The sequence below is a fragment of the Enterobacter sp. BIDMC92 genome (assembly GCF_001030225.1).
In the GTDB taxonomy this organism is placed as follows: Bacteria; Pseudomonadota; Gammaproteobacteria; order Enterobacterales; family Enterobacteriaceae; genus Enterobacter; species Enterobacter sichuanensis.
Map to the genome: position 1 here is coordinate 2,466,855 of NZ_KQ087598.1, position 23,312 is coordinate 2,490,166.

A 23,312-nucleotide genomic window follows, 5' to 3' on the forward strand; every position below is an offset into this window, starting at 1 on the left:
TCTCCTGTTAAAGCTAAAGTTGTTCACAAAATTCTGTTAGTCGTTCAAGTCCGTAAGGCCATTCACCGTGGCCAGATTCGGCATTAATATGTCCGGCCTCGCCGATATCGATTAACTGCCCCTTCCAACAGGCAGCCCAGAACTGCGCGCGCGAGAAGCGCATCAGGGGATCGTTTCTGCTGGCAAACATCAGGCAGGGAACCGGTAATGGCGCAGGCTGAATGGCCTCTTCAAGGCCGAAAAACGCGGGCTCTGCCGGTGCGACCATCACCACCCCGGCGACGTTTACCGGTCGCGTTTGCAGCAGCCGACACGATGCCAGCGCACCAAAGCTATGCCCGACGAGGATGGCGGGCAGCGGGCACTGCGCCAGCTGCCGGGTAATGGCGGAGATCCAGTTTTCAATATCGGGCTCGAACCAGTTTTTCTGCTGAATTCGCTTCCAGAAAGGAAAACGTCGCCCCCAGCAGCTTTGCCAGTGATGTTCATCGCTGTCTCTCAGACCCGGCACCAGAACCACGGTATAGACGCTACTGAGCTGCTGGAGGCGTTGTTCAATCATGACGTTTTCCTTTTCGATTATTCGGAGGGAAACTGCGACAATAACCATCCGACGGCGATAAGATCTGCGCTCCCGCCCGGGCTTAGATTCCGGCGAATAAACTGAACGTCCATATTGGTTAAGGCGTTAACGAGTTTCTCCGGCGTCAGATGTTTCACTGACAAAAGTCGTCTGGAATAGCGTCTGGCATAATTCAGCCCTTCGGGTCCACCCCGTGAAACAAGATTGGTATCCGGATTCGCCGCCATCAGCCCGAGCAACATTCTCAGTAACGCCTCCTCCTCAGAGGCTCCCCGGCGCAGTGCCATTTCAAAGTGAGGAAGCCCGGCGTGACGGACGGTGGCAAAACCGCTTTCAGCTTCCCCTCTGGCGCCGGTTAAACCGTATGCCTGGAACTGCTGCTCGCCCTTCGTCTTCGCAACACCGCGATTTTTCAGCTCCAGGTCAACGATGCCAGCGCAAATCGCCCTGCTCTCATCGCACAGGCTGCGTTGCGTGAGGTTTTCCTGCCTTTGCGTCAGACGCCCCGCCGCGGCACAGAGCAGCCCCAGGGAGAAGATGCCGCCTTTATGGGTATTCACCCCGCCGGTGGCGTTGAACATCGCCTGCTCGCAGGCCAGACCGACCGGCCTTATTGCCCGCAGCGTTTGCGGCCCGGCTAGACGGGCCGTCTCCCTGCCGACGTTAAAGAACACGGTGAACCACGGGGCAATGGCCGCGATACTGGCCATAAACAGCGCGTAATTCATATCGCGATGCGCTCCGCTGTTTTCGCAATCCACCAGGCCCGGTTTCGGGGTTAAGCGAATTTCCCGGTACAGAGCCTCGATCGCCAGCGCCGCGAAGGGTTGCTGAACGTCTGGCGCATTACATCTGGCAAGCGAAGTAGTCATCGGTTAACGCCTCAATCACGTGCATAAGCTCGGGCAGGGAATGGCGTCGCATACGCGAGCAGACATGAGCAGGTTCATGACAGATAAAGCATCTGCGCATCGGTTGCTGGATGGCGCTTCTTTTCAGCAGTCCCGTTTTCGGACACAGCACATCGATATCCCACAGGCGTCCCATAGGATGGTTATCTTCGAGATGCGCGGTGACGTGCTTGATCATCCAGGCCGGGGCAGCCACCGACCAGAGCGCTTCCGGCCCGGTGACCGGCTGCAGAGTCTGCTGGCGACAGACCGTCCACTGATGCGTGCGGAATAGCTCTCCGAGCGCCTCATTCGCAACGGCCATCACCCGTCGGGCCAGACCGATATCTTTCACCGCCCCCGGCCAGACCAGCGTGACGGATACTACGGTATGATCCGACTGAAACAGCCACGCCTGCTGTCGGCGTGCACGCTGCTCTTTTGACGTCAGAACCTGTTCCAGCGAAACAGAGGTATTCGATGCGTTATCCGTCATGGGGATCACTCCTTCACCTGGTGAACCACATCAATTACGCTGCCGTCGCGGTAGCGCACCACGCCAACGATCCGGTCGGTAAACGCCACCGGCTTAGGCTCGCCCGAGATAAGCAACGCCTTCTGATACAGCGCCTCGATGTCGACGACGGGCAGCCCGGCGTGAATCAGGCGTTCGCGGACCTCCGGGCGCGCCGGGTTAACGGCAATACCGTGATCGGTAACCAGAACGTCAATACTCTCCCCCGGTGTTACCAGGGTGGTGACCTGCCGGACAACGGTTGGAATTCGGCTGCGGATCAGCGGAGCAACCACAATGGTGAGATTGGCCGCCGCCGCGACGTCGCAATGCCCGCCTGACGCGCCTCGCATCACCCCGTCGGAACCGGTGAGGACATTGACGTTGAACTGTATGTCCACCTCCAGCGCGCTGAGAATGACCACATCTACCCTGTCGCAGCAGGCGGCTTTGGCCGCCGGGTTGGCGTAGACGTTAGTGGAGATTTCAACATGGTTGGGATTGACAGCCAGGGAGGCCGCCGCCGCACCGTCAAAGCTTTGCGTATCGAGGATCTTTTCAATGAGCCCCTTTTGATGCAGATCGACAATGCTGCCGGTGATCCCGCCGAGCGCGAACTGGGCGACAATATTGTGTTTGCGCATCCGGGCTTCCATAAACCGCGTACAGGCGGTGGATGCCGCACCTGAACCGGTCTGAATGGAAAAGCCATTGCGGAAATAACCAGAGTGTTCGATAACATCGGCAGCAGAGCGGGCAATCATCAGTTCGCGTGGATTACTGGTCACCCTGGCAGCGCCGACGCTGATTTTGGCCGGATCGCCGACGCTCTCAATCTGCACCACATAGTCAACCCGATCCTGAACGATACTGGCCGGCAGATTAGGGAATGGCTTCAGGGTTTCGGTAAGCAGGACCACCTTTTTGGCATACTGCGCATCGACCATGGCGTAACCCAGCGAGCCGCACTGCGAGGTACCGCCGTTGCCGCTGGCATTGCCATATTCATCGCAGCAGGAGACCGCCAGAAAAGCGATATCAATGGTAATTTCGCCCTTCAGAATCAGATTCACCCGTCCGCCGTGGGAGTGGATCTGTACCGGTTCGTCCATCAGTCCGTGTGAAATCGCATCCGCGAGCTCACCACGCATCCCGGAAGTGTAGATTTTGCCAATCACACCATTGCGAATGTGCTCGATGAGCGGCGTATTGCATGACATTAACGAACTGGACGCGAGCGTGAGCCCTTTAAGACCGCGCTGAGCCAGCTTATCCATCACATAGTTGATCACCTTGTCGCCTTCGCGGAACGCGTGGTGGAAGGAGACGGTCATACCGTCATGCAGATCGCAACGGTCCAGCACCTCGTCCACGCTGGCAAAAAGTTTGCGCTGATATTTTTGCTGTGTATCAGAAAGATACGGCGTCGTCGCGTTAGCGCCGCTGAAGGCGACGTATTCACGACGCGTGCCGGGAATGTGGTGCAGGGTTTCAGTAAGATTTTTCATTATTCATCCTGTCGCTTGCGAAAAAAGGTGATTACTGACGAATGCCAGAGGCATTTTTGCGTTCGATAACAACACGGGCATGGTTGATAATCGGCGCGTCGATCATTTTGCCGTTCAGCGAGATCACCCCGAGTCCGTTGCGTTCGCCCTCTTCTGCGGCGGCAAGCACGCGCTGTGCGTAATCCACTTCTTCCTGGGTGGGAGCATAGGCGTTATGAAGAATTTCAATTTGTCGCGGGTTAATCAGCGATTTTCCGTTGAAGCCCATCCGGCGGATAAGATCCACCTCTTTCAGGAACCCGGCCTCGTCATTGACGTCGGCGTACACCACGTCGAACGCATCAATACCGGCTCCGCGCGCGGCATGTAATACCGCGCACCGTGCATAAAACAGCTCTGTCCCGTCGCCCCGCTCGGTTTGCATATCCATCACATAATCAAAAGCGGCCAGCGCAATACCCATTAAACGGTCGGACGATTTCGCAATGGCGACCGCATTAATAACCCCCACGGCAGATTCTATTGCCGCCATTAATTTCGTGGAGCCAACAGGACGGCCGCAGGTTTCTTCAATGCGGACGATTTCACGTTCGAGCTGATAAATATCTTCCGGAGAGTCGGTTTTCGGCAGACGAATAACATCCACCCCCGCCCTGACGGCAGCTTCAAGATCCTTCAAACCGAAAGGGGTATTTAGCGGGTTAATTCGAACAACGGTTTCAATATCGTTGTACATCGGGTGTTGCAGGGCATGAAATACCAGAAGACGGGCGCTGTCTTTTTCTTTCAGCGACACGGCATCTTCCAGGTCAAACATAATAGAGTCAGGTTTATAGATAAATGCCGTCGACAGCATGGCAGCACTTGAACCGGGAATAAATAACATACTGCGGCGTAACTTTTTCATTATAACGTTTCCCATGCAATGTCTTCCCGGGCTGTCCCTCTGAGCAGTGCAGCCTGCACGCGGGCGCGGATCACGCAGTCCAGCGCGCCTTTATCATCAATAATGATCTGCCCCTGTTCGATGTTGAACGCAGAGAGCGTTTCATTCACCACTTCTGCAATTCGGTCGCCGAATTGCTTATACACTTCGCTGTGGATGACCACGTCCAGCCCGCTCTCATCGGGGCTGACCTTAACCATGAGGTCGCTGGACTCCAGCGTTCCCGCCATCGCGGCTTGTACAATTTTCATATCCATTTTCCTGTGGTAATGCGCTTAAACCGCTGCCGTCAGCGGCTCGGATAAGCAACGCTGATGCTGCACTCCGTTATTCAGAAACGCGCGCGTGGTGGCTGGCACCATGCGGCTGGCGGCAGCGATGTTGTTTTCTTTTAATAAACGACGAACGGCTGAAGCCGAGACCGGCACATTAAAGCCATCCGTTTTTCTTTCTATTTCGTGGACGCAAATATGGGGTGCCGCGCTGGTTTCGTCTTCCAGCCAGCGATGCATTGCCCGGTTATATTCAGCGGTTAACGGACAGAACGGTTCGGTACCCACGAAACGATGATGAATATTCAACGCCGGGGCGATGTAATTTCTGAACAGCAGGAGGTCAATGGCCGCATAGACTTTATCAATGACCTGCTTGTCTTTCAGGAAATAGCCCGGGAAGGTGCCACGAGAAATAATATACGCAGACCCCGGATGCACCGTGACGTTAGGAATATGCCGGGAACCGTCCCTGACCATCGCGAAGCGTTCTTTAAATGAAAACGCGGAGACATCTTCCTGAACCACGAAAACATGCAAATGGTCGCACCGGCTTGCTGCATGTTCGATCAGATATTGATGGCCCAGGGTGAACGGATTCGCGTTCATCACAATCGCGCCAACAGTATTTCCCGGCACGAGATGTTGACGACGAAGTTCGCTGCAATAACGATGAATCCCCACCGGCGTATTTTCCATTAATGCCGCACGCTTCCCGACCGTCACCAGCGGATAAAAGCCGCATCCGCGAAATGACTTCACGTTATCCGGACAGGTAAAGAGAAAGAGTTGATGTTCACCGTTCTGTGCCGCCTGCAGTTCGGCCTCATGGATTAACGTCAGGATTAACGACGTGCCCCGCCACCCGGCATCCACTGCGATGCACTTCAACGTGTTACCCGCAATGCCGGTGCAGGCGACAAGATGGCGCTGATAGCGGGCAACAATAAATTGCGCGATATCGTCATCAATACCTAAACCGTTGCGGGCCAGGAAAGCAGCAACCTCCTCTCTGGCCTGAGCGTTACCGGCGTTAATAACCTCAAACTCGGGTGTTCTGGCGCTGAACATCTTCTCTCTCCTGGGCGTTTAGACAGCGAGTTCTTCCGGCTGCGGTTGAGCTTCCACAATGGTGTTCATCAGGCGACCAAGGTTTTCGATCTCAACTTCAACGCGATCGCCATGGTGCATAAACAGCGGCGGATTACGCTTTTTGCCGACGCCGCCTGGCGAACCGGTAATAATGACGTCGCCAGCGCTGAGAGAGGTGAACGTACTGATGTAGGCGATAATATCCGCCACTTTGTGGATCATGCTGCCTGTGGAGTCATTCTGAACCAGCATGCCGTTCAGCCAGGTATGAATGGTCAATGCATGTGGATCGGGGATCTCATCCGCCGTGGTCATGTAGGGGCCGAAGGCGCCGGTTTGCGTCCAGTTTTTAACGGCAGTGAACCAGGCGTGCTGCCAGTCGCGAACGGAACCATCCATATAGCAGCTGTATCCCGCGACATGACTGAGTGCGTCATTCACGTCAATCCGGCTGCCAGGTTTACCGATAATAACGGCCAGCTCGCCTTCATAATCGAATTCGCTGGAGAGAACCGGTTTTATCACCGGCTGCGCATGCCCGGTTTGTGAATCAGGAAAGCGAATAAACAGCGTGGGCGCATTATTGGTCTCGGCAAACTCTTTTCTTTTTTCAGCGTAATTCATACCAACGCAGAAAATCTTTCCAGGCTCTTCAATAACGGGTAAAAAGGTAATCTCTTCAGGCATCATATCCACAGGGCAATCGAGATATTGCCTGGCAACGTCAACCGCATCCCACTGCAGGAGATCTTTCAACGTCTCGTAGTGATGGCCGATTTTATTACCCAAATCGATAATGCCGGATGGTGTATAAATCCCGTAGCTTTTACGGCCCTGATGAATATAACTTGCTAATTTCATGATGATACCCGATTGATATACATATTCGTTCTGTGTTCACGCCCTGAGGCGTGAACACCTTGCCTGATGTTTTATTCTGCTGACTGCGCGGGTACCAGCACCGGTTTATTACCGGATGCCAGATACGTTGCCACCATAACGCCAACCCCGAGTAAGGCCAGAATAAATCCTGTCATTCCCAGCCAGCCCATAGAATGGAAAACAAAACCGTTGATAAAACCAATAACCGAACCGCCCATGTAGTAGAAGAATAAATAGAGCGCGACGGCCTGGCCTCTTGCATGGGTTGCATTTTTACTGACCCAGCTTAAACCGATAGAGTGGCAGCCGAAGAAACAGCCGGTAAAAATGACCGCGCCCACAATAAAGGTGACAACATTCGACGTCAGCGTCAGCAGCATGCCAAAGGCCATGATCAGGAACAGCACGCGCAAGACTTTCATCGCGCCATATTTCGCGGATAAGCGACCGGCCTGCGGAGCCGTAAAGAAGCTCAGGGCAAAGCTAAAGGAGAGCAGACCTGCATTAGCCGGTGAAATATGGAACGGTTGACCCTTCAGGAAGAAAGCCAGATAGTTATAAAGAGAGGTGAATGCGCCGAAGATAATAAAGCTGATGACAAATGCCAGCGCCAGATTTTTGTTTTTGAAATGCGATGCCGCCCCTTTTACCATTCGCATCACATTCAGGTTTTGCGTAGGAGTGAAGTTTTTGGATTCAGGCAGAAGGAATTTCACCAGAATAGCAACCGCAATCAGACTGACGGCAAAGCCGTAAAAGATGACATTAATAGAAACGTGATCGATAAGCTGACTGGCAACAATACGGCCGGACATGCCGCCCATCGAGTTACCGAAGACAAAATACCCCGTGACGATCCCTGCCGCTACCGGCGCGACTTCCTCACTAATGTAGGCGGTTGCCGCTGCCGCGATACCGCTCAGCGCCAGACCAATCACCGCACTCAGCGCCACCAGCATCGCCCAGGACTCTACCAGCGGGCAGAGCAGCGTCAGGATCCCGCCCAGCAGAAGGGAGACAATAATTAACCGCTTCCTGCCATAGTGATCGGATAACGTTCCGGTAAACAGCAAGCCAATTGCCAGCAACGCCGTTTCTGCTGACAGGATAATACTCACCTGACTGACTGGCACATTATATTCCACAGCCAGCGTCGGCAGCAGAGGTTGAATAAAAAACAGAGAAGCAAGTTCAGCAAGCCCGGATAATGCCAGCGCCAGAATTACGCGAATATGCGCGCTGGCTTTTACCGGCTCAGATGCTTTCTGGGTATTGTTAGCATGCGTTAACGCCATAATAACCTCAGTATTATAGTTAAGGTACAGAAATTCGTTGTGTAAGACAGATATTTTTCAGACTTTATTTAATCAACTTCAGAGAGCATTTTCTCAGGTACGCAAACCACGCCTTCAAATAATTTACGTGAAGTGCGAATAACCGCCGCACGGGTATTTTCGATATTGTTATCTTCCCTCAATAGTGACACCGATATTTTTCCACTTGGATGCTCGATATCAATAATATTGGTGAAGCGTTCCTTTGGTCGGTCGGCAATGATTTTCGCGGCGACAGAGCCTTCAATGAGCGTCGCGGTCGAAATACCAATTGATCCGGTAATCGCCAGTGATTTATGACAGGTGTGTGGCATGAAATAGCGCACCTGAAGCGTTCCGCCGTTACGCGCCTTGCTGAGCAGAACCGGTTTAGGGATCACTTTGTTGGACACGTCCCCTAAGCCCATCGCGGCGCCAGCCTGACGACGCAGATGTTCGAGCTTTTCTTTAAAAGCCTTATCAGCGTCCAGCTCTGCGGGTGACTCCCCTCCTGTTTTTCCCAGGGCTGAGGCGTCAATCAATACCATGGGCATTGCCATATCGATACAGGTGACTTCAATTCCGTCGAATTCGTTTGTCACACTCTCCGTTGGCAGTAATTTTCCTGTTTTAGAACCCGCAGAATTCAGGAACGTTAAGCCAATGGGCGCAGCGGTACCCGGCACACCGTCAATCTGGGTATCGCCTTCATACACGACCCGGAAATCTGGCGTTTGCACTTCCGCATCAACCAGAGTCCCGGTATTAAGATTACGGATCCGCACCGTCGTTACCGGGCTTTGCGCCTTCACCAGCCCTTTTTCTATCGCAAAGGGCCCCACGGCACAGAGCATGTTGCCGCAGTTGGGTGTGGTATCGACGCGACGTTCGTTGACCATCACCTGCGCAAAGAGATAATCCACATCAGCGTCCGGGCTGTCGGAAGGACTGACGATGGCCACCTTACTGGTTTGCGGGCTTCCTCCGCCAATACCGTCAATTTCAAGTTCATGGCCCGCGCCCATCAGGCTGAGTAAAACCGCATCACGCGCGTCGGTTTCCGCTGGCAGGTCGCTGGCCAGAATGACGGGACCTTTTGATGTCCCGCCACGCATTAATACACATGGGATCTTTAGCATGTCTTTTTCTCATTTCATTTTTATCAGGAGCGCAATAAGGTTTTCACACTCCAGTTGATAACTCTAATGTCAAAAAAAGCGGGATTAATACGTTTTGCACATTAATAACCCTTGCGTTATCGTGGTTTAAGAAAAGCGAAAATGGGATGCAGACATGCAACATGAATTACAGGGAATACAAGCGTTTGTAAAAATTGCAGAAATCGGATGTTTTACAAAAGCGTCGCAATTTCTTCATATTTCACAACCGGCGTTAACACGAAGAATTCAAAAACTGGAAGAAAGTCTGGGTACCACGCTCTTTGAGCGTTCAACGCGCAGCGTCAAGCTCACGACGGTGGGAAGAGAATTTTTACCTAAGGCAAAGAATTTAATCGATTTTTATGAAAGCTCAGTCCTGAGTATTAAAGAGATGGCGACGCATCAGGCCGGGGTTATTACAGTTTCCTGTATCCCTACTGCCGCCTTCTATTTCCTGCCTTCCGTGATACGAGATTATAACAATGACTACCCAAACATCCGGATCCGCATCCTTGAGCACAGTGCCAGCGATTGTCTCGAAGCGGTTTTAAATGGCGACGCAGATTTCGGTATAAATATGATAAACATCACACATCCGAATATCGATTTTGCCCCGCTGGTGAACGAACCTTTTGTTCTGGCATGCCGCCGCGACAATGAACTGGCGAAAAAACCGCTGGTGACCTGGGACGATCTGGCAGGCATGAAGCTGATTGGGGTCAGGCGTTCCAGCGGGAACCGTTCGCTTATCGATCAGGCGTTCGAGAAAATGGCCTGGAAACCGAACTGGTTTTATGAAGTGCGTCATCTGTCAACGTCACTGGGGATGGTGGAAGCGGGTCTTGGCGTCTCTGTCGTTCCCAGCCTGGCGATGCCGACCGATGAACATCATATTCTGGTCAGCCGTCCACTGATTGAACCCGTCATACGCCGCACCCTGGGGCTGGTACAGCGCCGGGAAACAACCCTGAGCCCGGCGGCGGAGAAGTTCCGGGAGATGGTTTTACATCTGTGGTCCGGTGAAAACCGCAGCCCCTGGATTGGCAAGTTTACGCAGTTGTAACCGTCTCATATTGGCCCAAAAGTACCGGTATTGGTGTTCCAGGTGACTCCTGTCGTTGATGACTGTGCGAAATAATGACTCCCGAACAGAACACAGAGGGAGTTCACGTGAAGATATCCATTTTTCGTACGGCATTGCTGATTGGCATGATCAGTACGTTTTCCACTTACGCTACCGAACAGGAGACACCCCGGATGAATAGCAAAACAATTCGCGCGATGACGGGCGCAACGGCAACGCAATCCTTATCTGCCTCTGACACTGCGTTAATCGTCGTGGATATTCAAAACGAATATTACGCATCAAACGATTTTCGCGGTCAGATGGTTATCCCGGATGGCGAGAAAGTCCTTAAGAATAGCCAAAAACTGGTCAGCTATGCCCATCATATCGGGCTGCCGGTATACTTCGTGCGTCATCTGGGGCCGAAGGATAGCCCGCTGTTCGCCGAAGGGTCTGTCTATGCGCAATTCCATAAAGATCTGCAACCTTCTGCGCAAGACACTATTATCACCAAAGCGACCCCCAGTTCTTTTGTTGGCACCGATCTGGATGCGCAATTAAAGAAAAAAGGGATTAAAACCGTAATTGTGATTGGTCTGATGACGCACATGTGCATTTCGTCTACTGCACGTGATGCCGTACCGCTGGGTTACAGCGTGATTATTCCAGAAGATGCAACAGCAACACGCGATCTGGATGACGGTCAGGGTGGCGTGGTGGATCACAAAACACTGCAACGTGCGGCATTAGCCGGTGTTGCCGATGTATTCGCTGAGATAATGACCACTGAAGACGTTATAGCACTGCCAGTCACAAAATAAGACCGGACTTAAACCCTGTCGCCAGCCAGACTTCTATACTGGCTGGCACATGGAGGCTGATATGACGTTGAAAATTGGTATTGTGGTATTTAATGGCATCATCCCTTTTCACCTGTCGGTGCCGTATGCCGTGTTTGAGAAAGCGCTGACGCCGAAAGGTGAGCCACTTTGTCAGCTGGTTGTTTGCGCCACGACGCCTGGTGTGCTTAAAACCAATGCGGGTTTTTCTATCGTTGTTGAGCGCGGGCTGGATGGGTTGGCCGGAATGGATATGGTCATCGTCCCAAGCTGGGATGTCCCTGAGCATGCTCCTGAACCAGAACTTTTGCAGGCCTTGCAAAATGCCCATGCCGCAGGAGCACGTATTGTCGGTTTGTGTATGGGCGCGTTTGTTGTCGCGGCCGCCGGGCTATTGAAAAACCGGCCTGCGACAACGCACTGGCGATGGGCAGCTGACTTTCAGCGCCTTTACCCCTGTGCGCAAATGAATAATGACGTACTTTATATCGATGATGGTGACGTTGTCACTTCTGCAGGAACAGCGGCCAGTATCGACTGCTGTCTGCATCTGGTGCGTCAGGCATGGGGAGCAGAAGTGGCAAACAGCGTAGCGCGTTTGCTGGTTGTACCGCCCCATCGTCAGGGTGGACAGCGACAATATGTCGAATTACCGGTTCAGAATACGCGTCGCGGGGATAATTTCACCAACGCGCTGGCCTGGGCAACGGAGAACCTTGCGCTCGCCCTCACGCTGGACTGCGTGGCGGAAAAGGCCTGTATGAGCCGCCGCAGCTTTACCCGACGTATTCAGCAAACAACCGGGGAAAGTTTTTCGCGCTGGCTGCTGAACCAACGCATTAGCGTCGCGCAACGCTATCTCGAAAAAACTGACCAGCCGGTGGATGACATTGCCGAGCGGGTCGGGTTTCCCTCGACAACCTCCTTGCGTCGTCACTTTAACAATCGGCTGAATACGTCGCCTTCCCGCTATCGACGCGAATTTCGCGGCCGATAGCGGTCCAGGTTATTTCCCGTGCGTATCAAAACCCGCCATCACTGCCGTCAGCTCTGCCAGTGAAAAACCGTGTTTCGCATCATCAACGCCCAGCCCAAAGCGCGTCTGCATCAGTTGATACAGCGCCGCGGCATCGGGGAGATGGATCTGCTCCTCCACATGACCGTTCTGCCAGTGGGTAAAGTTGAAGTTGGTTAGCGTCAGCTTGCCGCCATCCGGCAGATGGCGGCACATCAGCAGATGGTGACGGAAATGCGACTGCGGCCAGTGCGCCGACCAGAAATTCCCCATCACATAATCACTGAAATACTGCGTTGTCAGGTCAAAATGGTACATCGACTGCCAGTGGTCGTGGTGGCGGAACTGCAGCACCCAGTTGTTGCCTTCGCTCAGCAGACGATACAGCCCGTGCGGCGTCTCCTGTTCTTCGTTAGCGAGCAGACGAATCGGCGCCGTCAGCGTCTGGCCGCCAAACCCAACGTCGGCAATCCAGCGCTCGCCGTTAAGCTCAACTAACAGCAGGCGGTGCGTACGCGGCGGCATTTGCGGCGGATTAGCTAATACGACGCGCCCGAGCACGCTACGCACCGTAAACCCGACTTCACGCAGGACGCGCTCGAACAGGCCGTTTTGCTCAAAGCAGTATCCCCCACGTCTCCCTGTCACCAGTTTGTCGACCAGGCACTGATCGTCAAGCTGGATTTCGCGCGGCAGGACGACATCGATATTCTCAAAAGGGATCGCACAGTTGTGATGCAAATGCAGCGCTCGCAGGGTGTCGATATCAACAGAGGCCGGCTGCTTCCAGCCGATACGAGCGTAATAGGCAGTCAGAAAGGGGGACATATATCAGTTTCCTTTGATAGTGATGCTGTGTTTATAAACTAATTCTACGCGTCCACTTTGATTTCCGTGCTTTTTCTGCATACTCATCTTTGTAGATGAGGAGATCCTATGAATCACTTTCGCCCTGTTGAATTACGGCATGCCAGCCGTCTGCTGAACCACGGCCCCACCGTACTTATCACCAGCCGGGATGAAACCCTGGAAAGACGCAACGTTATGGCCGCTGCATGGTCCATGCCTGTGGAATTTGAACCGCCGCGCATCGCTATTGTGGTGGATAAAAGCACCTGGTCGCGCGAACTGATTGAACGCAGCGGGAAGTTTGGCATCGTCATTCCCGGCGTGGCTGCAGCCAACTGGACCTGGGCGGTGGGTAGCGTCAGTGGGCGGGATGAAGACAAATTCAACTGTTACGGCATCCCGGTTGTAAACGGTCCCGCGCTCGGCCTGCCCGTCATAGAAGAAAAATGTCTGGCGTGGATGGAGTGTCGGTTATTACCCGTCACATCCGCAGCAGAAAAGTACGATACGTTGTTTGGCGAAGTGGTTTCAGCGGCAGCTGATGAGCGTGCGTTTGTCGAAGGACGCTGGCAGTTTGACGGTGATAAGCTGAATACACTGCATCATCTGGGCGCGGGGACGTTTGTGGCGAGTGGGAAGATGGTGAAGGCGCTGGATTGATTGCCTAAATCATATCTTACTGAATTATAGTAAATTTCTATGGCATTTTATGTTTACTATTGCGTTGTAAAACGGAGGATATTTCCGGAGTTGATGCATTAGCACCCTCACATTAAGGAAATATCAATGACATGGAATAAAGATGGCGCAATCTTGTATGCCAAATCACACGCCCAACCGAAAAGCACGGGGTATTGTGCTCGCTACGTCACCGAAGCAATCAGAACCGGTGGAAAATACGCACTGTTCAGGCACGACTAATGAAAATACTCTACTTTTTTCTCTTTGCCCTGTCTCCGTTCGCGGTTGCTGAAAGTGTCTATGCCCCAGGGCTGGCAGCGCTTAAATTCAATCAATGGTATATCGCGCAGCTGAATCAGGACAAACCGCCGGTTCTCAATCCAGACATCATGCATGAATACGTTGCCTCAGGGACAATTGCTGCAATTAAGGAAATGTACTCAGGGGATAGTAACGAGAAAGACATGCCCGATGCGGATATGTTCATTAAAGCGCAGGATTGGGATGAGGACTGGAATCAGATAACCGTCCTGCATTCTGATTTTGATGCCGTTTGCACAAACGTTTATATCGCGTTTGGTAAGAAACAAGATCACGTTGTAGCAGATTGTCTCGTTCAGGAAAAAGGGAAATGGAAAGTTCGATCGGCCACGCTGATCAAGTAATTAACCGATAGCCCCATCTGCTACAGCAGCAAAAACACATGGTAGCCCAATGACTACCATGTGTAATTAACTAACTACTTCGCACGCCGCGCAATAATCTCATCCGCCACATTTCGCGGAGCTTCCGCAAAATGATGGAACTCCATCGTGTACGTCGCGCGCCCCTGGGACATTGAACGCAGTGTCGTGGCGTAACCAAACATCTCCGCCAGCGGCACATCCGCGCGAATGATCTGGCTTCCGTACTGCTCTTCCATGCCCTGAACCATGCCACGACGGGAAGAGAGATCGCCCATAATATTGCCAGCGTACTCTTCGGGTGTTTCTACCTCCACGTGCATGATCGGCTCAAGGATCACCGGATCCGCCCTGCGCGCCCCCTCTTTAAAGCCGAGGATGGCCGCCATGCGGAAGGCCATCTCCGAGGAGTCGACATCGTGATACGAACCAAACGTCAGCGTCGCTTTGACATCGACAACCGGATATCCGGCCAGCACACCGCTGTTCATGGCTTCACGCAGCCCTTTCTCAACGGACGGAATATACTCGCGCGGCACCACGCCGCCCTTGGTGGCATCTTCAAACGTAAAGCCACTGCCGGGCTCGGTCGGCTCCAGGCTCAGCACCACATGACCGTACTGCCCTTTCCCACCGGACTGACGGACAAATTTGCCTTCGATATCCTTCACCGCTTTACGCAAGGTTTCCCGGTAGGTGACCTGCGGACGACCGATGTTTGCCTCGACGCCAAACTCACGCTTCATGCGGTCGACGATAATCTCCAGGTGCAACTCTCCCATCCCGGAAATAATGGTCTGACCGGACTCTTCGTCAGTATGCAGGCGGAAAGAGGGATCTTCCGCTGCCAGACGCTGCAGGGCGATCCCCATTTTCTCCTGATCGCCTTTCGTTTTCGGCTCGATAGCCAGCGAGATAACCGGATCGGGGAACTCCATGCGTTCCAGGGTGATCACCGCATTCGGGTCTGTTAAGGTGTCACCCGTGGTGACATCTTTCAGCCCAACACAGGCCGCGATATCCCCGGCGCGCAGTTCGTCCACCTCATGGCGATCGTTGGCATGCATCAGCACGATACGCCCGATCCGCTCTTTCTTCCCTTTCACCGGGTTATACACCGCGTCGCCTTTGCGCAGCACGCCAGAGTACACGCGGATGAAGGTCAGCTGGCCGACGTACGGGTCACTCATCAGCTTAAACGCCAGTGCGGAGAATGGCTCATCATCGCTGGGATGACGCTCAGCATGTTGCCCTTTTTCATCTACACCATCGATAGCGGGCACGTCCAGCGGCGAGGGCATCAGCTCAATCACCGCATCGAGCATGCGCTGCACGCCCTTGTTTTTAAACGCGCTGCCGCACAGCATCGGCTGGATTTCACCCGAGATGGTGCGAATACGCAGCCCTCTGATGATTTCCGCTTCGTCCAGATCGCCCGTTTCCAGGTATTTATCCATCAGTTCGTCGCTGGCTTCCGCCGCCGCCGAGACCATTTTTTCCCGCCACTCCCGGGCGGTATTCACTAAATCATCCGGCACGGGCGCGTAGGTGAACACCATCCCCTGCGTGGCATCGTCCCACAGAATGGTGCGCATCTTGATGAGATCCACCACCCCGGTGAAGTGCTCTTCCGCGCCTACCGGGATCACAATCGGTACCGGATTCGCCTTCAGGCGCTCCTGCATCATCCGCACGACGCGGAAGAAATCGGCACCCGGACGGTCCATTTTGTTGACGAAGGCCAGACGCGGTACGTGGTATTTATTCGCCTGACGCCAGACGGTTTCGGACTGGGGCTGAACGCCCCCGACGGAGTCATACACCATCACGGCGCCGTCGAGGACGCGCATGGAACGTTCCACCTCAATGGTGAAATCCACGTGCCCCGGGGTGTCGATAATGTTGATCCGGTGCGGTTCAAAGCCTCTGTCCATACCCGGCCAGAAGCAGCTGACGGCCGCGGAGGTAATAGTGATCCCGCGCTCTTGCTCCTGCGCCATCCAGTCGGTTGTTGCCGCGCCATCGTGTACTTCGCCCAGCTTGTGGCTCATCCCGGTATAAAACAGGATGCGCTCGGTGGTGGTCGTTTTACCGGCATCGATATGCGCGGAGATACCGATGTTACGATAACGTTCGAGAGGAATGGGTCGGGGCATGATATTTCCTTAGTCTGTATGACGTCTCTGTGACGACCGGGATGGTCGCTTACTCATTCGTTTGCTATAATAGTCTTATTGTACGAGTATTATCGAACTATTTTTTAAAGGTTGACCTATTGTTGATATAGCTCAATCTGACACCCTGCGCAGGAAAACGATGATCCCTAACCATCCCGAAACTGAACAAATATTGCTGGAAAATGTGCTGTTTGCCCTCGGCAACCCGCTCCGGCTGTCGATTATTCGCCGCCTGTCCGATGGCAGCGAACTCAGCTGTAATGCGCTGCGTCCGGATGAAGTGGTGAAATCCACTATGACTCATCACTGGCGCGTGTTGCGCGACAGCGGGGTGATCTGGCAACGTCCACAGGGACGAGAAAATATGATCTCCCTGCGCAGAGAAGATCTGGATGCCCGCTTTCCGGGGCTAATGGAGATTTTGCTGCGTACACCGTAACCCGGTCGTGCCGGGAGGCGATTACACCTCCCGGCTTTGCATCAGGACGGCTGTGTTGTCGCGAATGTCTTCGCAATCATTTCAGCGGTTGGCTGTAATCCTCCGAGGCTCCACTGCTCAGGGTCGTGCTCATCAATACGGATCCAGACCGAGCGACGGAACTCGGGATCCCCTCTCCCCTCGATTTCCACCATCAAGTCCGTCATCCGGCGCAGCAGCTCGCTCTTCTGCTCGTCGTTCATGATCCCTTTAATCGTTTGTACATTCACAAAAGGCATTGTATTCTCCCTAATAACCAAGGTCTAAAAATCATACTCAGATTAGAAAGGAAACCCGCAGGTGTCAAAAGAAAAATCGTTGCCTTACCTCTCGCCCGAACTGTGCGGTCTGGCTGAAGGGGCAAAAATCGTGGGCGATCAATGGATTTTGCTGATCCTGAGGGAGGCGTTTTACGGCGTGACGCGCTTCGAAACCATGCGTAGCCATACCGGGATCACGAAACAAACCTTAGCGACGCGTTTAAAACTGATGACGGAGCTGGGGCTGCTCTCCCGAATACCTTACCGGGAAGAAGGGGCACGGGAACGCTATGAGTACCAGCTTACCGAAAAAAGCCGCACCCTTGCCCCGGTACTTCTGGCGCTGATGGAATGGGGACACAGACAGGTGTTACACACCGCACCGCATTTAACGCTGGTGGATAAAGAGACAGGCGATCCGTTGCATATTGGCTATGTGAATACGCAGGGTCATGAGGTGAAACCCCACCAGGTGCAGATTGTGCCGACACCAAAGGGGTAAGCCCGGCAACGTCACCCGGCTTACCCGCAGCACGTTACATTATCCACCCCATCAGCAGCGTGGCGATGATCACCGTCGACGCGCCGCCGATGCGGGTCGCAATCTGTGCAAACGGCATGAGGGACATCCGGTTAGAGGCGGACAAAATGGCCACGTCCCCTGTCCCGCCCAGACCGCTATGGCAGCAGGTGACGATGGCCGCTTCCACAGGATACATATTCAGACGCGACGCAATAAAGTAGCCGCTCAGCGCCATCGCAATCACCACCGAACCGCACACCACCACGTACCCCACCGAGAAGACTGAGACCACGCTCTCAAGCGGTACGTATAACATCCCGAGGCCAATCATCAGCGGCCAGACCAGCGCAGCGGAGACAAATTTATAGCAGCTGTGCGCCCCCTGCTCCATGGAGGCCGGGATCACGTTGAAGTATTTGCACAGCACGGCAATCAAAATCATCAGCACCGGGCCGGGAATGTGGACCAGTTTTTCAAACAATCCGCCGACGATGAAAAACGCGCACACCATCAGTAATCCGCCCCCCATCAGATGAAAATCCGTCTGTTGAGCACTTTGCGCCCCTGCAAACAGGCTGGTGTCTTCTTTACTGCGCGTGAGCATGCCGTTTCCAGAAAGCGCCGGACGTTTGGTCCCGAGACGCGCCAGCGAGCCTGCACACACAATGGCGAAAATATTCCCCACGACCGCAGCGGGTGCCAGTTGCGCAACAAAAACATCCGGCGTTTGTCCCAGTATGGCCGAATAGGCCAGGGAGAGGGGCAAAATTCCCTCGCCAATCCCGCCGCCAATGATAGGCACAATGATAAAGAAGAAGGTGTGGTAAGGCGTATAACCAAACAGTGATCCCACAATGAGCCCGGTCAGCACGGCCATGAATGTCCCCGCCACCAGCGGAACAAACATGCGCATCATCCCCTGAATGAGCAGTACCCGGTTCATCCCCAGAATACTGCCGACCACCAGGCAGGCGATGACGAAATAGAGCAGATTCGCCTCTTTCATCAGCAGATGCACCGTATCAAGGGTCTGTTTCCCGAAGACCCCAAAATAGACCAGTACAGAGGGGACCATCAGGCAGAGGATCGCCGGACCGCCGATATCTTTCAGCAAGGGGATCTGACGCCCTACTTTGGCAAACGCGAAACCGAGCGTCATGATGACCGCGAGACCACCGATCATATTTTTCGGCAGCAGCCCTGCCCAGGCAGACGTCGCCACAATGGCGGCGATCCCGACAAACAGCATCAGCGGAACCGCGCCAACCTCGGTATTGTTGAGGCCAAAGGCGAAACGCGAGGACGACAGTTCAGAAGTCGGTACAGGATTATCTTTCATATAATCACCTGAAAATTGTGTTCGGATAAACAGAGAAAGGAATAAACTGGAATCTATTCCTGATAGCAATAAATGCTCTTAAATATAAAAATAATGACTTACGTGGCCTTTTCTTAAAACAGGCTCAGCGCGAAATTAACATGGAGAAACGCAGGGAAATGTGAACAACACAGCTCTTTTATTTTAAATAACTTAATTCATTATTATGTAACTAAAGTTAATGACAGCCATCCAGGTAATCTTTTTGAAATTAATAAAACCAGAGAGATTGTGACCCTTATCACTCCTGCCCTGTAGGCGAACCGTTAGATTAGCGCTGCAACAAAACAGATAAAATACCGACATGAAAACCTCAAACTTCATGCCTGCCCGCTTGTTTTCTCAATCTGTTTTATTAATAAATTCAGGAGTTAACCATGTCCCGCAAAGAAGTTCTGTACACGCCCTATAATGGAGCCGTACTGCTGGAAAATCCGTTATTAAATAAAGGTCTCGCTTTTATTAAAGAAGAGCGCGATCATTTTAATCTGCATGGTTTATTACCACACAACGTGGAAACCATTGAGGAACAAACCGAACGTGCGTGGATGCAGTTCTGCCATTTTAAAAGCGATATTTCCCGCCATGTTTATCTGCGCAATATTCAGGACACCAATGAAACCCTCTTTTACAACCTTCTGCGTTCGCATCTGAAAGAGACGTTGCCGATAATCTATACCCCGACCGTAGGGGAAGCCTGCGAGCATTTCTCTACCATTTATCGTCGTGCGCGCGGTTTATTTATTTCATGGCCAAACCGCCACCGTATCGATGAGATGCTGCAAAGTTTCTCGCGCAACGACATTCGGGTGATTGTCGTCACGGACGGGGAGCGTATTTTAGGACTCGGCGATCAGGGTATTGGCGGCATGGGTATTCCGATTGGTAAGCTGTCGCTGTATACCGCCTGCGGAGGGATCCATCCGGCCTCCACTCTCCCGATTATGCTGGATGTCGGCACCAACAATCAGCAGCACCTGGAAGACCCGATGTACATGGGCTGGCGCCATCCGCGCATCACCGACGATCAGTACGCGGAATTTATGGATATGTTTATCAGTACCGTCAAGGCGCGCTGGCCGGATGTGCTGCTGCAATTTGAAGACTTTGCCCAGAAAAACGCCACCAGACTGCTGCAGCGCTACCGCGACCAGCTGTGCTGCTTCAATGATGATATCCAGGGCACTGCAGCCGTCACCGCCGGTACGCTGATTGCGGCGGCGCATGCCGCGGGCACGCGCATACGCGATCAGCGGGTGGTGTTCCTCGGCAGCGGTTCCGCAGGGTGCGGGATCGCCGAAAAAATTGTCGCGCTGATGGTGGATGACGGTCTGACCGAATCCGAAGCCCGCAGCCGGATCTTTATGGTCGATCGCTTCGGCCTGCTGACCGATGACATGACCAACCTGCTCGATTTCCAGAAAAACCTGCTTACCGCCCGCGAAACCGTTTGTCACTGGCCGGTAGAGGCGAAAAATATCTCGCTGCTGGACGTGGTGAAGAACGCGCATCCGACGGTGATGATTGGCGTTTCCGGCCAGCCCGGACTGTTCAGCGAAGAGATTGTCAAAGAGATGCATCGCCACTGTCCGCGCCCCATTATCATGCCGCTCTCAAACCCGACGTCGCGGGCAGAGGCACAGCCGCAGGATCTTATCGCATGGACCCAGGGTGCCGCGCTGGTCGCCACCGGCAGCCCGTTCGCCCCGGTATTCTGGGAGAATGCGCACTACGAGATCGCCCAGTGTAATAACGCCTATATCTTCCCGGGCCTGGGACTGGGTGTGCTGGCCTGTGATGCTCGCCGGGTGACGGAAGAGATGTTGATGGCGGCAAGCCGCAGCCTGGCCGCGCAGTCTCCGCTGGTGACGACAGAAAGAGGAGGATTGCTGCCACCAGTAGATCAGATTGAAACGGTCTCACGTCAGATTGCCGTTGCCGTCGCCCGCGCCGCAATTGCACAGGGCGTCGCCCCGGCAATAGATGATGAGGAGCTGATGGCGCGTATCGAGAAGACCTGGTGGCAGGCGGACTATGCGCCTTACCGCCGCTCCGCGCTGTAGCGCCGGTCACGCCCTCACCGCAGGGTGAGGGCGTCGCTGAGGTTTCAGTGCTGTACGCCTGAGCGGTCAGAAAAATCGCCGGCGGAGAGAATATCATGCCGTGTCGCCGTCTGTTTCTGGCGGGCATAGCGGTCCGGTACCCCTTCGGGACGCGTTTTGAAGCGACGGTGCAGCCACATATACTGCTCCGGCGCCATCCGTACCGCGTGCTCAATCGCTCTGTTCATCTGCGTCGCCACGGCTTCTTTATCGCCGCCCTGCAGCGCCTCGCTGATATCCTCAAGAATAATCAGTTCGTAACCTGAGCCGTCCGCCCGGCGACGCGGCACGAAGGGGACGACGGCAGGCCGTGCGCTTTTGACCAGCATATAGCTACCCGCCGTCGTGGCGGCATCCGGCACCGCAAAAAACGGCACAAAGACGCTATTGGTTTTGCCATAGTCATGGTCCGGGGCGTACCACAAGATTTCATTCTGCTTCAGCGAGCGGATCATGCCTTTTAAATCATGGCGATCGAGCATGGTTTTATTGGAACGCAGACGCCCGCGGGTCTGCAGCCAGTCCAGCAGCGCATTATTGTTGGGACGGTAGACCCCAATGCCCGGGTTAAGCATGCCAAAGATCCGCGCGCCCAGCTCAAGGGTAAGAAAGTGCATACCAACGAGCACCACCCCATTGCCTTTCTCACGCGCCTTTTCCATATGCTCATACCCGGTCACGGTAAAGCATTTCCGCACCCGCCACGCAGGCCAGAACCAGGCCATACCGGTTTCGATGACGCCCATACCTACCGATTCGAAATTACGCTGCAGCAAGGTTTCGCGCTCGTCCGCGCTCATCTCAGGAAAGCAGAGTTCAAGGTTACGGCGGGCAATCGCGACGCGGCGAGGGAGTAAACGCATCGCCAGTCGGCCAAGGCCATGACCGATCCGGAACAACAGCGGATAAGGCAGCAGCATGATGAGCCACAGTGCGGCAATGCCTGTCCAGCTTAGCCAGTACCGGGGATGAAGAAAGGCGAGTGAAAACCGGGGTAATTTTGTCATCAGAAAATTATCCTTTAACGTGTCTGTCCTTAACTGATTCTGTTGAAGATCTTTCCTAAGGATTTATGAAATGTCAGTCAGAAACGTGAAGTGTAGCGGATAAGACAAAACTCATTTTTACGATTTTTGCGAAAAGCGGAAAGCCGGGAAGGACGAAGCCGCTCCCCGGCAGACGATCTTACATTGAATAGCCGGGCTTTTTGATCAGTTCGTCCAGCTTGGGTCCTATTTCGGTATCCCAGACCTGCGCTTTCCAGTCCTCGGGATTCACCTGGTTCAACGCCACCGACACTGAACTGTCTTTACTGTTGAAATGGCGAATAATCACCTCGGCAATATCCGCCGCCAGGGCGTTTTTTTGTTCGTCGTTCAAATCACGGGGAAAACATTTGATATCTACGTGTGGCATGTGCAGGCTTCCGGTTGTGAATGAGGGTTCCACGTTATCAGATAATATTGTTTGCCTTTAACACCTTGTGCAGTTCCGGCAGCTGGCATACGGTGTCCGCAATGGCCGTCAGCTTCGGCGTATTTTCCGCAAACCAGGCGTGACGAGGCCCCCAGGTACGCGCCACGGTAATATACACATCCAGCAGCGTCAGCCGTTCACCCAGCGCAAACGGGGCCGCCCTGAGCTGGTTTTCGAACCACAAATAGAGAGATTTCCGGTACTCAATGCAGTTTTTCTGCAGCTGTTCCGGTGCGTCCGGCACCCAGCGTTCGGGATAATCTGCATACGTGAAGGTGGGATAGACGTTCGCCACAAACCAGATGAGCAGACGCTGAAACTGCTGACGTTCAGCCTGACCCACGGGCGGAGCCAGATCGGGACAACGGTCGAGCACCATCAGGGCTATTGCCGCCGTTTCGGTCATGATCGCGCCATTTTCCAGCTCCAGCGTCGGCACCTGACACAGCGGGTTCAGTTTTTGCAGTAACTCACGCTGCGGACCAGGTTGGTCAAACCCGTCCACGTTGATAAAGTGATAGGGAATATCTGCCAGGGTCAGCATCACTTCACTGATTGCCGAGCCCCAGCCGGGTACGCCATAAAGTTTAATCATTTTGCCCCCTCAGGAGTGAAAATCCTAAGT

At 53.7% G+C, this 23,312-nt stretch carries 25 protein-coding genes; 8 read left to right on the forward strand and 17 right to left on the reverse strand.

Annotation, left to right across the window (positions count from 1 at the left end; genetic code table 11):
* Positions 1-13: 13 nt before the first annotated feature.
* The 10 genes from SP99_RS11560 to SP99_RS11605 form a co-directional block, all read right to left on the reverse strand.
* Complete coding sequence (locus SP99_RS11560) at positions 14-562, reverse strand: RBBP9/YdeN family alpha/beta hydrolase (RefSeq protein WP_047958679.1); 549 nt, start codon at positions 560-562, stop codon at positions 14-16.
* 17 nt (positions 563-579) lie between these two features.
* Positions 580-1,455, reverse strand: a complete 876-nt coding sequence (gene citG / locus SP99_RS11565; protein WP_047958680.1) for a triphosphoribosyl-dephospho-CoA synthase CitG — start codon at positions 1,453-1,455, stop codon at positions 580-582.
* Complete coding sequence (gene citX, locus SP99_RS11570; protein ID WP_047958681.1) at positions 1,430-1,969, reverse strand: citrate lyase holo-[acyl-carrier protein] synthase; 540 nt, start codon at positions 1,967-1,969, stop codon at positions 1,430-1,432. The genes citG and citX overlap by 26 nt, the downstream gene beginning before the upstream one ends.
* A 5-nt stretch (positions 1,970-1,974) precedes the next feature.
* Entirely contained in the window at positions 1,975-3,495 is a 1,521-nt protein-coding gene (gene citF / locus SP99_RS11575) for a citrate lyase subunit alpha (RefSeq protein ID WP_047958682.1), read from the reverse strand.
* Positions 3,496-3,526: 31 nt separating this feature from the next.
* The gene (gene citE, locus SP99_RS11580; protein WP_047958683.1) at positions 3,527-4,402 is read right to left on the reverse strand and encodes a citrate (pro-3S)-lyase subunit beta; all 876 of its coding nucleotides are present in this window, start codon (positions 4,400-4,402) and stop codon (positions 3,527-3,529) included.
* Positions 4,402-4,692: a citrate lyase acyl carrier protein gene (gene citD, locus SP99_RS11585; RefSeq protein ID WP_047958684.1), complete on the reverse strand. Its 291-nt coding sequence runs from the start codon at positions 4,690-4,692 to the stop codon at positions 4,402-4,404. The genes citE and citD overlap by 1 nt, the downstream gene beginning before the upstream one ends.
* Positions 4,693-4,716: 24 nt before the next feature.
* Positions 4,717-5,784 (reverse strand): [citrate (pro-3S)-lyase] ligase, encoded by a 1,068-nt coding sequence (gene citC / locus SP99_RS11590; RefSeq protein WP_047958685.1) that lies wholly within the window; start codon positions 5,782-5,784, stop codon positions 4,717-4,719.
* A gap of 18 nt (positions 5,785-5,802) precedes the next feature.
* On the reverse strand, positions 5,803-6,666 hold the full coding sequence (locus tag SP99_RS11595) for a fumarylacetoacetate hydrolase family protein (protein ID WP_047958686.1): 864 nt from the start codon (positions 6,664-6,666) through the stop codon (positions 5,803-5,805).
* Positions 6,667-6,737: 71 nt separating this feature from the next.
* Entirely contained in the window at positions 6,738-7,982 is a 1,245-nt protein-coding gene (locus SP99_RS11600) for an MFS transporter (RefSeq protein ID WP_047958687.1), read from the reverse strand.
* Positions 7,983-8,050: 68 nt separating this feature from the next.
* The gene (locus tag SP99_RS11605; protein ID WP_047958688.1) at positions 8,051-9,139 is read right to left on the reverse strand and encodes a 4-oxalomesaconate tautomerase; all 1,089 of its coding nucleotides are present in this window, start codon (positions 9,137-9,139) and stop codon (positions 8,051-8,053) included.
* A gap of 154 nt (positions 9,140-9,293) precedes the next feature.
* Here SP99_RS11605 and SP99_RS11610 point away from each other — a divergent pair, with 154 nt between their 5' ends.
* From SP99_RS11610 to SP99_RS11620, 3 genes are all read left to right on the forward strand, one after another.
* Positions 9,294-10,223, forward strand: coding sequence for a LysR family transcriptional regulator (locus SP99_RS11610; RefSeq protein ID WP_047958689.1), 930 nt, complete (start codon positions 9,294-9,296; stop codon positions 10,221-10,223).
* 146 nt (positions 10,224-10,369) lie between these two features.
* On the forward strand, positions 10,370-11,047 hold the full coding sequence (locus SP99_RS11615; RefSeq protein ID WP_231584280.1) for a cysteine hydrolase family protein: 678 nt from the start codon (positions 10,370-10,372) through the stop codon (positions 11,045-11,047).
* A gap of 61 nt (positions 11,048-11,108) precedes the next feature.
* The gene (locus tag SP99_RS11620; RefSeq protein WP_047958691.1) at positions 11,109-12,062 is read left to right on the forward strand and encodes a GlxA family transcriptional regulator; all 954 of its coding nucleotides are present in this window, start codon (positions 11,109-11,111) and stop codon (positions 12,060-12,062) included.
* 9 nt (positions 12,063-12,071) lie between these two features.
* Here SP99_RS11620 and nhoA read toward each other — a convergent pair whose 3' ends face one another.
* On the reverse strand, positions 12,072-12,908 hold the full coding sequence (nhoA, locus tag SP99_RS11625) for an N-hydroxyarylamine O-acetyltransferase (RefSeq protein ID WP_047958692.1): 837 nt from the start codon (positions 12,906-12,908) through the stop codon (positions 12,072-12,074).
* Between the two features lie 108 nt (positions 12,909-13,016).
* On the opposite strand from nhoA, the gene SP99_RS11630 reads away from it, so the two are divergent.
* Positions 13,017-13,589 carry a flavin reductase family protein gene (locus SP99_RS11630; protein WP_047958693.1) on the forward strand — a complete coding sequence of 191 codons (573 nt, stop codon included), beginning with the start codon at positions 13,017-13,019 and terminating at the stop codon, positions 13,587-13,589.
* Between the two features lie 260 nt (positions 13,590-13,849).
* Positions 13,850-14,275: a DUF3828 domain-containing protein gene (locus tag SP99_RS11635; protein ID WP_047958694.1), complete on the forward strand. Its 426-nt coding sequence runs from the start codon at positions 13,850-13,852 to the stop codon at positions 14,273-14,275.
* Positions 14,276-14,349: 74 nt separating this feature from the next.
* Here SP99_RS11635 and fusA read toward each other — a convergent pair whose 3' ends face one another.
* A complete protein-coding gene (fusA, locus tag SP99_RS11640) occupies positions 14,350-16,449 on the reverse strand; it encodes an elongation factor G (RefSeq protein WP_047958695.1) in 2,100 nt (699 codons plus the stop codon).
* Between the two features lie 160 nt (positions 16,450-16,609).
* On the opposite strand from fusA, the gene SP99_RS11645 reads away from it, so the two are divergent.
* Positions 16,610-16,909 (forward strand): ArsR/SmtB family transcription factor, encoded by a 300-nt coding sequence (locus SP99_RS11645; RefSeq protein ID WP_025760192.1) that lies wholly within the window; start codon positions 16,610-16,612, stop codon positions 16,907-16,909.
* A 41-nt stretch (positions 16,910-16,950) separates the two neighbouring features.
* On the opposite strand, the gene SP99_RS11650 is transcribed toward SP99_RS11645, so the two are convergent.
* Positions 16,951-17,187 carry a tautomerase family protein gene (locus SP99_RS11650; RefSeq protein WP_025760193.1) on the reverse strand — a complete coding sequence of 79 codons (237 nt, stop codon included), beginning with the start codon at positions 17,185-17,187 and terminating at the stop codon, positions 16,951-16,953.
* 61 nt (positions 17,188-17,248) lie between these two features.
* Between SP99_RS11650 and SP99_RS11655 the strand changes: the two genes are divergently transcribed.
* Positions 17,249-17,710, forward strand: a complete 462-nt coding sequence (locus SP99_RS11655) for a winged helix-turn-helix transcriptional regulator (RefSeq protein ID WP_025760194.1) — start codon at positions 17,249-17,251, stop codon at positions 17,708-17,710.
* 34 nt (positions 17,711-17,744) lie between these two features.
* Here the strand turns inward: SP99_RS11655 and SP99_RS11660 are convergent, their stop codons facing one another.
* Positions 17,745-19,070: a 2-hydroxycarboxylate transporter family protein gene (locus tag SP99_RS11660; protein ID WP_047958696.1), complete on the reverse strand. Its 1,326-nt coding sequence runs from the start codon at positions 19,068-19,070 to the stop codon at positions 17,745-17,747.
* Positions 19,071-19,486: 416 nt separating this feature from the next.
* On the opposite strand from SP99_RS11660, the gene SP99_RS11665 reads away from it, so the two are divergent.
* Positions 19,487-21,172 (forward strand): NAD-dependent malic enzyme, encoded by a 1,686-nt coding sequence (locus SP99_RS11665; RefSeq protein ID WP_047958697.1) that lies wholly within the window; start codon positions 19,487-19,489, stop codon positions 21,170-21,172.
* A 44-nt stretch (positions 21,173-21,216) separates the two neighbouring features.
* On the opposite strand, the gene SP99_RS11670 is transcribed toward SP99_RS11665, so the two are convergent.
* From SP99_RS11670 to SP99_RS11680, 3 genes are all read right to left on the reverse strand, one after another.
* Complete coding sequence (locus SP99_RS11670) at positions 21,217-22,218, reverse strand: Kdo(2)-lipid IV(A) acyltransferase (RefSeq protein ID WP_047958698.1); 1,002 nt, start codon at positions 22,216-22,218, stop codon at positions 21,217-21,219.
* A 178-nt stretch (positions 22,219-22,396) separates the two neighbouring features.
* On the reverse strand, positions 22,397-22,627 hold the full coding sequence (pptA, locus tag SP99_RS11675) for a tautomerase PptA (RefSeq protein ID WP_025760198.1): 231 nt from the start codon (positions 22,625-22,627) through the stop codon (positions 22,397-22,399).
* 37 nt (positions 22,628-22,664) lie between these two features.
* A complete protein-coding gene (locus SP99_RS11680; RefSeq protein WP_025760199.1) occupies positions 22,665-23,282 on the reverse strand; it encodes a glutathione S-transferase family protein in 618 nt (205 codons plus the stop codon).
* Positions 23,283-23,312 lie beyond the last annotated feature (30 nt).

What these genes read in the sequence shown, in the direction of transcription:
- SP99_RS11560 (WP_047958679.1), bottom strand. Translation starts at nt 562, where the DNA reads ATGATTGAACAACGCCTCCAGCAGCTCAGTAGCGTCTATACCGTGGTT.
- citG (WP_047958680.1), bottom strand. Translation starts at nt 1,455, where the DNA reads ATGACTACTTCGCTTGCCAGATGTAATGCGCCAGACGTTCAGCAACCC.
- citX (WP_047958681.1), bottom strand. Translation starts at nt 1,969, where the DNA reads ATGACGGATAACGCATCGAATACCTCTGTTTCGCTGGAACAGGTTCTG.
- citF (WP_047958682.1), bottom strand. Translation starts at nt 3,495, where the DNA reads ATGAAAAATCTTACTGAAACCCTGCACCACATTCCCGGCACGCGTCGT.
- citE (WP_047958683.1), bottom strand. Translation starts at nt 4,402, where the DNA reads ATGAAAAAGTTACGCCGCAGTATGTTATTTATTCCCGGTTCAAGTGCT.
- citD (WP_047958684.1), bottom strand. Translation starts at nt 4,692, where the DNA reads ATGAAAATTGTACAAGCCGCGATGGCGGGAACGCTGGAGTCCAGCGAC.
- citC (WP_047958685.1), bottom strand. Translation starts at nt 5,784, where the DNA reads ATGTTCAGCGCCAGAACACCCGAGTTTGAGGTTATTAACGCCGGTAAC.
- SP99_RS11595 (WP_047958686.1), bottom strand. Translation starts at nt 6,666, where the DNA reads ATGAAATTAGCAAGTTATATTCATCAGGGCCGTAAAAGCTACGGGATT.
- SP99_RS11600 (WP_047958687.1), bottom strand. Translation starts at nt 7,982, where the DNA reads ATGGCGTTAACGCATGCTAACAATACCCAGAAAGCATCTGAGCCGGTA.
- SP99_RS11605 (WP_047958688.1), bottom strand. Translation starts at nt 9,139, where the DNA reads ATGCTAAAGATCCCATGTGTATTAATGCGTGGCGGGACATCAAAAGGT.
- SP99_RS11610 (WP_047958689.1), top strand. Translation starts at nt 9,294, where the DNA reads ATGCAACATGAATTACAGGGAATACAAGCGTTTGTAAAAATTGCAGAA.
- SP99_RS11615 (WP_231584280.1), top strand. Translation starts at nt 10,370, where the DNA reads ATGATCAGTACGTTTTCCACTTACGCTACCGAACAGGAGACACCCCGG.
- SP99_RS11620 (WP_047958691.1), top strand. Translation starts at nt 11,109, where the DNA reads ATGACGTTGAAAATTGGTATTGTGGTATTTAATGGCATCATCCCTTTT.
- nhoA (WP_047958692.1), bottom strand. Translation starts at nt 12,908, where the DNA reads ATGTCCCCCTTTCTGACTGCCTATTACGCTCGTATCGGCTGGAAGCAG.
- SP99_RS11630 (WP_047958693.1), top strand. Translation starts at nt 13,017, where the DNA reads ATGAATCACTTTCGCCCTGTTGAATTACGGCATGCCAGCCGTCTGCTG.
- SP99_RS11635 (WP_047958694.1), top strand. Translation starts at nt 13,850, where the DNA reads ATGAAAATACTCTACTTTTTTCTCTTTGCCCTGTCTCCGTTCGCGGTT.
- fusA (WP_047958695.1), bottom strand. Translation starts at nt 16,449, where the DNA reads ATGCCCCGACCCATTCCTCTCGAACGTTATCGTAACATCGGTATCTCC.
- SP99_RS11645 (WP_025760192.1), top strand. Translation starts at nt 16,610, where the DNA reads ATGATCCCTAACCATCCCGAAACTGAACAAATATTGCTGGAAAATGTG.
- SP99_RS11650 (WP_025760193.1), bottom strand. Translation starts at nt 17,187, where the DNA reads ATGCCTTTTGTGAATGTACAAACGATTAAAGGGATCATGAACGACGAG.
- SP99_RS11660 (WP_047958696.1), bottom strand. Translation starts at nt 19,070, where the DNA reads ATGAAAGATAATCCTGTACCGACTTCTGAACTGTCGTCCTCGCGTTTC.
- SP99_RS11665 (WP_047958697.1), top strand. Translation starts at nt 19,487, where the DNA reads ATGTCCCGCAAAGAAGTTCTGTACACGCCCTATAATGGAGCCGTACTG.
- SP99_RS11670 (WP_047958698.1), bottom strand. Translation starts at nt 22,218, where the DNA reads ATGACAAAATTACCCCGGTTTTCACTCGCCTTTCTTCATCCCCGGTAC.
- pptA (WP_025760198.1), bottom strand. Translation starts at nt 22,627, where the DNA reads ATGCCACACGTAGATATCAAATGTTTTCCCCGTGATTTGAACGACGAA.
- SP99_RS11680 (WP_025760199.1), bottom strand. Translation starts at nt 23,282, where the DNA reads ATGATTAAACTTTATGGCGTACCCGGCTGGGGCTCGGCAATCAGTGAA.